The organism is Aquabacterium sp., from assembly GCF_036273115.1.
In the GTDB taxonomy this organism is placed as follows: domain Bacteria; phylum Pseudomonadota; class Gammaproteobacteria; order Burkholderiales; family Burkholderiaceae_C; genus Aquabacterium.
Genome location: NZ_DASUIN010000002.1, coordinates 483,628 through 490,923 on the forward strand (window position 1 = coordinate 483,628; position 7,296 = coordinate 490,923).

Genomic DNA, 7,296 nt, shown 5'->3' on the forward strand with positions numbered 1-7,296 from the left:
ATTAAATATCTGCTTTTGGAGAGTCCTTTATGAAACAGATCACTGCCGTCATCAAACCGTTCAAGCTGGAAGAAGTTCGTGAAGCCCTGGCCGAAGTGGGCGTCACCGGTTTGACGGTGACAGAGGTCAAGGGTTTTGGTCGTCAGAAGGGGCACACCGAGTTGTACCGTGGCGCCGAGTACGTGGTCGACTTCCTGCCCAAGGTCAAGATCGAAGTCGTCGTCAAGGGTGACGACGTGGAGCGTTGCATCGAAGCCATCATCAAGGCTGCCAAGACTGGCAAGATTGGTGATGGCAAGATTTTTGTGACCCCTGTTGAACAGGTTGTTCGCATTCGCACGGGCGAGACCGACGAAGCCGCGGTCTGATCTCACCGTCAGCAGTCCGGGGCTCAGATCCCCGGAACCACGCCGCCAGGGCCCGCATCGGGGGCTTGAGGCGGCGTTTGTTTTTGCAGCCTCAAGTGCTCTGCCTCAAGGCGGTCCAGCATCTCGGTGACCTGCGTATCGACTAGCAGCAGCTCTTGTACATCGGGCCACAGGAAGCCACTGTCGCGACTGCGGTCAATGAAGGCCAGCAAAGCGTCGTAATAGCCTTCCACATTGAGCAGGCCCAGCGCTTTGCGGTGGTAGTCGAGCTGGCGCCAGGTCCATACCTCGAAGATTTCTTCCATGGTGCCGATGCCGCCCGGGATGGCCAGGAAAGCATCTGAATGCATGGCCATCTGGTGTTTGCGCTCGTGCATGCTGTCGACCACCTGGAGTTCGGTGACGCCACCATGGCCCAGTTCGCGCTGAATCAAACGCTCCGGAATCACGCCCACCACTTCCGCGCCTGCGGCCAGAGCCGCGTCGGCCACCGCCCCCATCAGGCCCGTGCTGCCCCCCCCGTACACCAGGCGCCAGCCCCGTTCGCCAATCTGACGCCCGACTTCGCGGGCAGTTGCTTCAAAAGCGGGCGATGCCCCCATGCGGGAGCCACAGTACACACAGAGGGAGAGGCGAGTCACGTTGGGTTCAGCTTCGGTTGTCGATCACACGGGTGCCACAGACCGCATCGTGCCAGAACTGGCGCTGGGGGTGGAGGAAACTCAGCAAGGCATATGTGCAAGCCCAGACCAGCATCGCGCCGTACAACAGTTTGGATTGGTGCCATCCGGCCAGCCAGGCGGCCCCCAGGGCGGGAACAAACCACAGCCATGACAAAAGGAACCGGGTCAGCGCCTGACGCAGGGAAACCGCTTGGCCTTCGGTGTTGACCAGACGCAGTTGCCAGGACCGCATGGCCAGAGTCTGGCCGCCGTGGGTCCAGAACCAGATGAAGTAAAGCGCCAAAGTAAGGAACAACACCGCCTGCAGACCTTGGCGACCATGCAAGCCATGAGTCTGGTTCGTGCTGACCGAGTAGATGCCCCCTACGGTCATCACCACTCCAAATAACACCACGCCTTCATAGATGAATGCGGCCATTCGGCGCAGGAGGGTGGGGGCCGGGCCTGCGGCCCTTTGCGCGTACTGAGCGGCTGTCAGGCCGCCCTGATTGGGAGGGGTGCTCTTGATCATGGGGAGAGAATCTAACAGGCAATCTGACCGGCGGATGGCCTGCATGGGCAGCACAACCCATGTTGATGCCCAAGCCGGCTGGGGAATGCGCGTCAGTGACGGTGGTGGGGTGGAGCCGGGCGAGATGGGCCTGACTCAGGTAGGCTGGCCATCGCCGCACCCTGTGGGCCTTTGCGAGGCAGCAAGGTCTGCGGGTCAACAAAGCCCTTGGTCGCCGCGATTTTGGGCAGCCCCGTTTGCTGATGCATGGGCGGCGTGGCGCGTTCGTTCACCAATGTCGTGGTGGCGCCGCGACTGGGTTTGACCAGAGATGGCGAGGCCGATGTGGGCGCAGGGGCTGAACTCAGCGTGGCAGGGACCACGTTGGACTTCTTTTCCTGGATTTTGGTCACAGGCGTACGCCCGCTGAAGACCTGGCTTTGCTCGCGCGGCCCGGCCATGTCATCTGCCAGCAAAACCGGGTGCTGCTTGCGGCGAGCTTTTTGAGCCAGCGCGCGACGATCTGCTTCAGACAGAGCCTGATAAGCCTCCCACTTTTGCTGGCGCTCTTGCGAGGGCAGTTGGCGAGTCTGCTGGAAACGCAAACGGGCTTCACCACGGGTTTTGGGGGGCAACTTCGCCCACTGCGTCATGCGATCTTGAACGCGAGCTTGTTCCTGCGGGGGCAATTGGGCAAATCGACTGGCCACGTTGAGCCACTTGTCCTTGCTGCCGGGTTCTAGCGAGTTCCACTGGTTGGCCAGCGGCTTGAGTGCGTGCTGCTGCGCGGGTGTCAGTTGAGACCAGGAGGGGTTCGCGCCCACTTCGACGGCGCTGACGGGCGGCGGAAGCCCTGCGCCTCCTCCGGCAGCCAAGGGCGCAGAGGCGGCGAGCACAAGCAGCGAGCCGCCCAATCCCAAGGTGAAATACTTCTTGGCCAGCTTCATCAGGTGGTTTCGTGTGTCGCTGGGGTATCGCTGTCCGTCGCAGGAGCTACTTCGGCCGCTGGGGCGGCGGGCTCGTCGTCAGTGGATCGCAGGAACTCTTCAAACCCAGGATCCGAGTAAGCCGATGGCGGCAAATCGTCGGTCAGCAAGGCAATGTCGACCTCGGTGGTGGCTTGAAGTTGTTCCAGTCGGTACCACGTGTGGATGCCCCAAAGGCCCGCAACCAAGGCGACCACCGGCAATGCCGACGCCAGTCGCCACCCCCAACTCAGGGGCGCGTCATCAAGACGGCGACCGTGACCTGTGGCGCGCGCGATCGCGCGGCTCCAACCCGACAGGCGACTGCCGGAACCCGAGGCGCCTGCCAATTGCAGGCCCAGGACCGGTTGCGCCACCTGCACAGGCTTGACGGCGTGTGCCTTACTCAACCGTGCCTGGGCAATGGACTGCTCGCGCGCGACGCGCAATCGTTCCGTGATGTCGTGTGGCAGGCGTTGAGCGCCCGCCTCGAGGTGCGCGCCAATACGCAGAGCAACACGGGCCTCCAGGGACTCGCGTTGCGCTTCGTTCAGCGGGTGACGGGGTGCATTTTTCACAATGAGATACCGCGAGAGTGAAGGGCTTTAGACAAAGCCTGTACTGCACGAGAGCAATGCGTTTTCACGCTGCCCTCAGAACAACCCATGGCTGCAGCGGTCTCTGCTACATCCAGTTCCTCCCAGTAACGCAGCAGGAAGGCTTCCCGTTGACGTGCTGGCAGTTTTTCGACTTCAGCTTCGATCGCAGCCAGAATTTCGGTCCGACTGGCGCTGTCTTCAGCACCTTCTGTGCCAGGCTCATCGATTCGCAGCGCTTCCAGCAGGTCGAAGTCACCGTCGTCGTCTGACGAAATGCTGGACTCGAGGTCCCCGATGTTCTGGAACACCGCATTGCGAACCTTCTGGCGTCGAAACCAGTCCAGGGTGGCGTTGGAAACGATGCGCTGAAACAGCATCGGCCACTCGCTGGCTGGCCTATCGGCGTAGCTGCTGCACAGACGGATCATCGCGTCTTGCACGATGTCGAGTGCAGCATCTTCGTCCCGGACAGCATAGACCGTTCGCTTGAACGCTCGACGTTCAACGCTTTTGAGAAACTCGTTGAGTTCTTCTTCGACGGACGGACTGGGCAGAGGGGTCAAGACCAAGCCTTGAGGGGAAAAGGGACGACTGAGTTGCGGGCGAATTATGCATCCCCCTGGCTTCTGTGGTCTGTTACATGCGGTTTTGTGTTGGCGGCATGTGTAATGAGTGTGATAATCGCAGTCTTTGCGCCAATTCCGATCTGGTCTGGGTCTGAGTGTCAACCGACTTCCGATTCAGTCCGCGCAGGCTCCAAATCCGCCTCACAAGGGCGAGCGCACGGCCATCCGTGGTCGCAGCGTTGCTGGTTTATTCCTTCGGGGGTGAGCTGGTGTAGAGGGGCACCGATCGTTTTTCGTTAGAGAAATTCTGAAAGGTTCTGACATGGATATGTCTAATCCCACCACGCCCGAGATCCTCAACGGCTCGGACATTCTGGTTCGCTGCCTGCAGGCAGAAAACACCAAGTACATCTGGGGCTACCCAGGCGGCGCCGTTCTGTACATCTACGACGCGCTGTACAAGCAAGACACCATCGAGCACGTGCTGGTTCGCCACGAACAGGCCGCTGTGCACGCCGCTGACGGCTATGCACGCGCCACTGGCGAAGTCGGCGTGGCGCTCGTCACCTCGGGTCCCGGCGTGACCAACGCGATCACCGGTATCGCGACCGCCTACATGGACTCCATCCCCATGGTGATCATCACCGGTCAGGTGCCCACCGCCGCCATCGGCCTGGACGCCTTCCAGGAGTGCGACACCGTGGGCATCACTCGCCCCATCGTCAAGCACAACTTCCTGGTGAAGGATGTGGCTGACCTGGCCGAGACCATGAAGAAAGCCTTCCACATCGCCCGCACCGGCCGTCCTGGCCCAGTCGTGGTCGATATTCCGAAGGACGTCTCCCTCAAGACCACCGCATTCAAGTACCCCGAAACGGTCGAGATGCGCTCGTACAACCCCGTGCGCAAGGGCCACGGCGGTCAGATCCGCAAGGCCGTGAACCTGATGCTCACCGCCAAGCGCCCCTACATCTACACCGGCGGTGGTGTGATCCTGGGTGAGGCCTCCAACGAACTGCGCGAGCTGGTGAACCTGTTGGGTTACCCCAGCACCAGCACCTTGATGGGCTTGGGCGCCATTCCTGCGTCTGACAAGACCTTCCTGGGCATGCTGGGTATGCACGGCACCTACGAAGCCAACATGACCATGCAGAACGCTGACGTGGTCATCGCCATCGGTGCCCGCTTCGACGACCGCGTGATCGGCAACCCCAAGCACTTCGCCCAGGTCGAGCGCAAGATCATCCACATCGACATCGACCCATCGTCGATTTCCAAGCGCGTCAAGGTTGACATCCCCATCGTGGGCGATGTGAAAGACGTGCTGCAAGAGATGCTGGCGCAGATCAAGGAAACCACTCAGCGTGTCGATCCGAACGCGCTGGCTGCCTGGTGGAACCAGATCAACGAGTGGAAGAAGCGCGAGTGTCTGAAGTTCAAGACATCGACTGAGGTCATCAAGCCTCAGGCCGTGGTTGAAAAGCTCGCCGAGCTGACCAAGGGCACCGACTACTACATCACCTCTGACGTGGGCCAGCACCAGATGTTTGCCGCGCAGTACAGCAAGTTTGAAGAGCCCCGTCGCTGGATCAACTCCGGCGGTCTGGGCACCATGGGCGTAGGCTTGCCTTACGCCATGGGCATCAAGCTGGCCAAGCCCGATGCAGACGTGTTCTGTATCACCGGCGAAGGCTCGATCCAGATGTGTATTCAAGAGCTGTCGACCTGCAAGCAGTACAACACGCCGGTCAAGGTCATCGCTTTGAACAACCGCTACCTGGGCATGGTGCGTCAGTGGCAGCAGCTGGAATACTCCGGCCGCTACTCGCACAGCTACATGGATGCGCTGCCTGACTTCGTGAAGCTGGCCGAGGCCTATGGCCATGTCGGCTTGCTGATCGAGCGTCCAGAAGACGTGGAAGGCGCGCTGCGTGAAGCCATCAAGCTCAAGGACCGCACCGTCTTCCTGGACATCCGCACCGACCCGACCGAAAACGTCTGGCCGATGGTTCAGGCAGGCAAGGGCATCTCCGAGATGCTGTTGGGTTCCGAGGAGCTCTGATTCCGCGTTGATGCCCGTCATGCCAGACGGGGCAGCAGCCAGATCCTTGCCGGGATCTGTGCGGGCTGAGCCTGAAAAGCATGCCGGGTCTTGATTAATCCGATTCATCGAACCGCAGGCCAAGATGCCCGGGTTACCGCCCGGAACGTTGAAGAACCTGCCAGGACGATCACCATGAAACACATCATTGCATTGCTGATTGAGAACGAAGCCGGCGCCTTGTCGCGCGTGGTGGGCTTGTTCTCCGCTCGTGGCTACAACATCGAAAGCCTGACTGTGGCGACAACCGAAGACCCTTCGCTGTCGCGCATGACCATCGTGACCACGGGTTCCGACGACGTCATCGAGCAAATCACCAAGCACCTCAACCGCCTGATCGAAGTGGTCAAGGTGGTGGACTTGTCCGAAGGCCCTTACACCGAGCGCGAGCTGATGCTCATCAAGGTGCGTGCCGTGGGCAAGGAGCGCGAAGAGATGAAGCGCATGGCCGACATCTTCCGCGGCCGCATCATCGACGTGACCGACAAGACTTACACCATTGAACTGACTGGCGACGCAGCCAAGCTCGATGCCTTCATCGAAGCCATTGACCGCGCAGCCATTCTTGAAACCGTGCGCACCGGGACCAGCGGGATCGGGCGCGGCGAGCGCATCTTGCGCGTCTGATCCTCCCGCAATTTCCTACACGCTGCACAAGCAACTGATTTTCTGACGGAGCTAAAAACATGAAGGTCTATTACGACAAGGACGCCGATCTGAGCCTGATCAAGGGCAAGAACGTCACCATCGTGGGTTACGGTTCGCAAGGCCACGCTCACGCACAAAACCTGCGTGACTCTGGCGTGAACGTGACCGTGGGTCTGCGCAAGGGCGGCGCCTCTTGGGCCAAGGTCGAAGCCGCTGGCATCAAGGTCGCTGAAGTCAACGAAGCCGTGAAGAACGCTGACGTTGTCATGATCCTGTTGCCCGACGAGAACATCCCTGAGGTCTACAAGAACAACGTTGAGCCCAACATCAAGCAAGGCGCTGTGCTGGCTTTCGCTCACGGCTTCAACGTGCACTACAACCAAGTCGTGCCTCGCGCTGACCTGGACGTGATCATGGTTGCCCCCAAGGGCCCAGGCCACACCGTGCGTTCCGAGTACCTGAAGGGCGGCGGCGTGCCTTCCCTGATCGCTGTGTACCAAGACAAGTCCGGCAAGGCCCGTGACATCGCTCTGTCCTACGCTGCTGCCAACGGCGGCACCAAGGGTGGCGTGATCGAAACCAACTTCCGTGAAGAAACCGAAACCGACCTGTTCGGCGAACAAGCCGTGCTGTGCGGCGGCTGTGTCGAACTGATCAAGACCGGTTTCGAAACCCTGGTTGAAGCTGGCTACGCTCCGGAAATGGCTTACTTCGAGTGCCTGCACGAACTGAAGTTGATCGTCGACCTGATGTACGAAGGCGGCATCGCCAACATGAACTACTCCATCTCCAACAATGCGGAGTATGGCGAGTACGTGACCGGCCCCGAAGTGATCAACGATGCTTCCCGTGAAGCCATGCGCAATGCACTCAAGC

Annotated in this window: 9 protein-coding genes; 4 read left to right on the forward strand and 5 right to left on the reverse strand. The window is 60.3% G+C overall.

Going from position 1 to position 7,296, the window contains the following annotated elements:
* The first annotated feature begins 29 nt into the window (after positions 1–29).
* Positions 30–368 (forward strand): P-II family nitrogen regulator, encoded by a 339-nt coding sequence (locus tag VFW72_RS02965; protein ID WP_329672772.1) that lies wholly within the window; start codon positions 30–32, stop codon positions 366–368.
* 23 nt (positions 369–391) lie between these two features.
* Here VFW72_RS02965 and VFW72_RS02970 read toward each other — a convergent pair whose 3' ends face one another.
* From VFW72_RS02970 to VFW72_RS02990, 5 genes are all read right to left on the reverse strand, one after another.
* Entirely contained in the window at positions 392–970 is a 579-nt protein-coding gene (locus tag VFW72_RS02970) for a TIGR00730 family Rossman fold protein (RefSeq protein ID WP_414638769.1), read from the reverse strand.
* A 46-nt stretch (positions 971–1,016) separates the two neighbouring features.
* Positions 1,017–1,562, reverse strand: a complete 546-nt coding sequence (locus tag VFW72_RS02975) for an RDD family protein (RefSeq protein WP_329672774.1) — start codon at positions 1,560–1,562, stop codon at positions 1,017–1,019.
* Between the two features lie 92 nt (positions 1,563–1,654).
* Positions 1,655–2,488, reverse strand: a complete 834-nt coding sequence (locus tag VFW72_RS02980) for a DUF3106 domain-containing protein (RefSeq protein ID WP_329672775.1) — start codon at positions 2,486–2,488, stop codon at positions 1,655–1,657.
* Positions 2,488–3,084, reverse strand: a complete 597-nt coding sequence (locus VFW72_RS02985) for a DUF3619 family protein (protein WP_329672776.1) — start codon at positions 3,082–3,084, stop codon at positions 2,488–2,490. The genes VFW72_RS02980 and VFW72_RS02985 overlap by 1 nt, the downstream gene beginning before the upstream one ends.
* A complete protein-coding gene (locus VFW72_RS02990; protein ID WP_329672777.1) occupies positions 3,081–3,668 on the reverse strand; it encodes an RNA polymerase sigma factor in 588 nt (195 codons plus the stop codon). The genes VFW72_RS02985 and VFW72_RS02990 overlap by 4 nt, the downstream gene beginning before the upstream one ends.
* 325 nt (positions 3,669–3,993) lie before the next feature.
* Between VFW72_RS02990 and VFW72_RS02995 the strand changes: the two genes are divergently transcribed.
* From VFW72_RS02995 to ilvC, 3 genes are all read left to right on the forward strand, one after another.
* On the forward strand, positions 3,994–5,733 hold the full coding sequence (locus tag VFW72_RS02995; protein ID WP_329672778.1) for an acetolactate synthase 3 catalytic subunit: 1,740 nt from the start codon (positions 3,994–3,996) through the stop codon (positions 5,731–5,733).
* Between the two features lie 174 nt (positions 5,734–5,907).
* Positions 5,908–6,399, forward strand: coding sequence for an acetolactate synthase small subunit (gene ilvN, locus VFW72_RS03000; RefSeq protein ID WP_329672779.1), 492 nt, complete (start codon positions 5,908–5,910; stop codon positions 6,397–6,399).
* Between the two features lie 59 nt (positions 6,400–6,458).
* On the forward strand, positions 6,459–7,296 hold an 838-nt coding region (ilvC, locus tag VFW72_RS03005), incomplete at its 3' end, for a ketol-acid reductoisomerase (RefSeq protein ID WP_329672780.1).

What these genes read in the sequence shown, in the direction of transcription:
- VFW72_RS02965 (WP_329672772.1), top strand. Translation starts at nt 30, where the DNA reads ATGAAACAGATCACTGCCGTCATCAAACCGTTCAAGCTGGAAGAAGTT.
- VFW72_RS02970 (WP_414638769.1), bottom strand. Translation starts at nt 970, where the DNA reads ATGGGGGCATCGCCCGCTTTTGAAGCAACTGCCCGCGAAGTCGGGCGT.
- VFW72_RS02975 (WP_329672774.1), bottom strand. Translation starts at nt 1,562, where the DNA reads ATGATCAAGAGCACCCCTCCCAATCAGGGCGGCCTGACAGCCGCTCAG.
- VFW72_RS02980 (WP_329672775.1), bottom strand. Translation starts at nt 2,488, where the DNA reads ATGAAGCTGGCCAAGAAGTATTTCACCTTGGGATTGGGCGGCTCGCTG.
- VFW72_RS02995 (WP_329672778.1), top strand. Translation starts at nt 3,994, where the DNA reads ATGGATATGTCTAATCCCACCACGCCCGAGATCCTCAACGGCTCGGAC.
- ilvN (WP_329672779.1), top strand. Translation starts at nt 5,908, where the DNA reads ATGAAACACATCATTGCATTGCTGATTGAGAACGAAGCCGGCGCCTTG.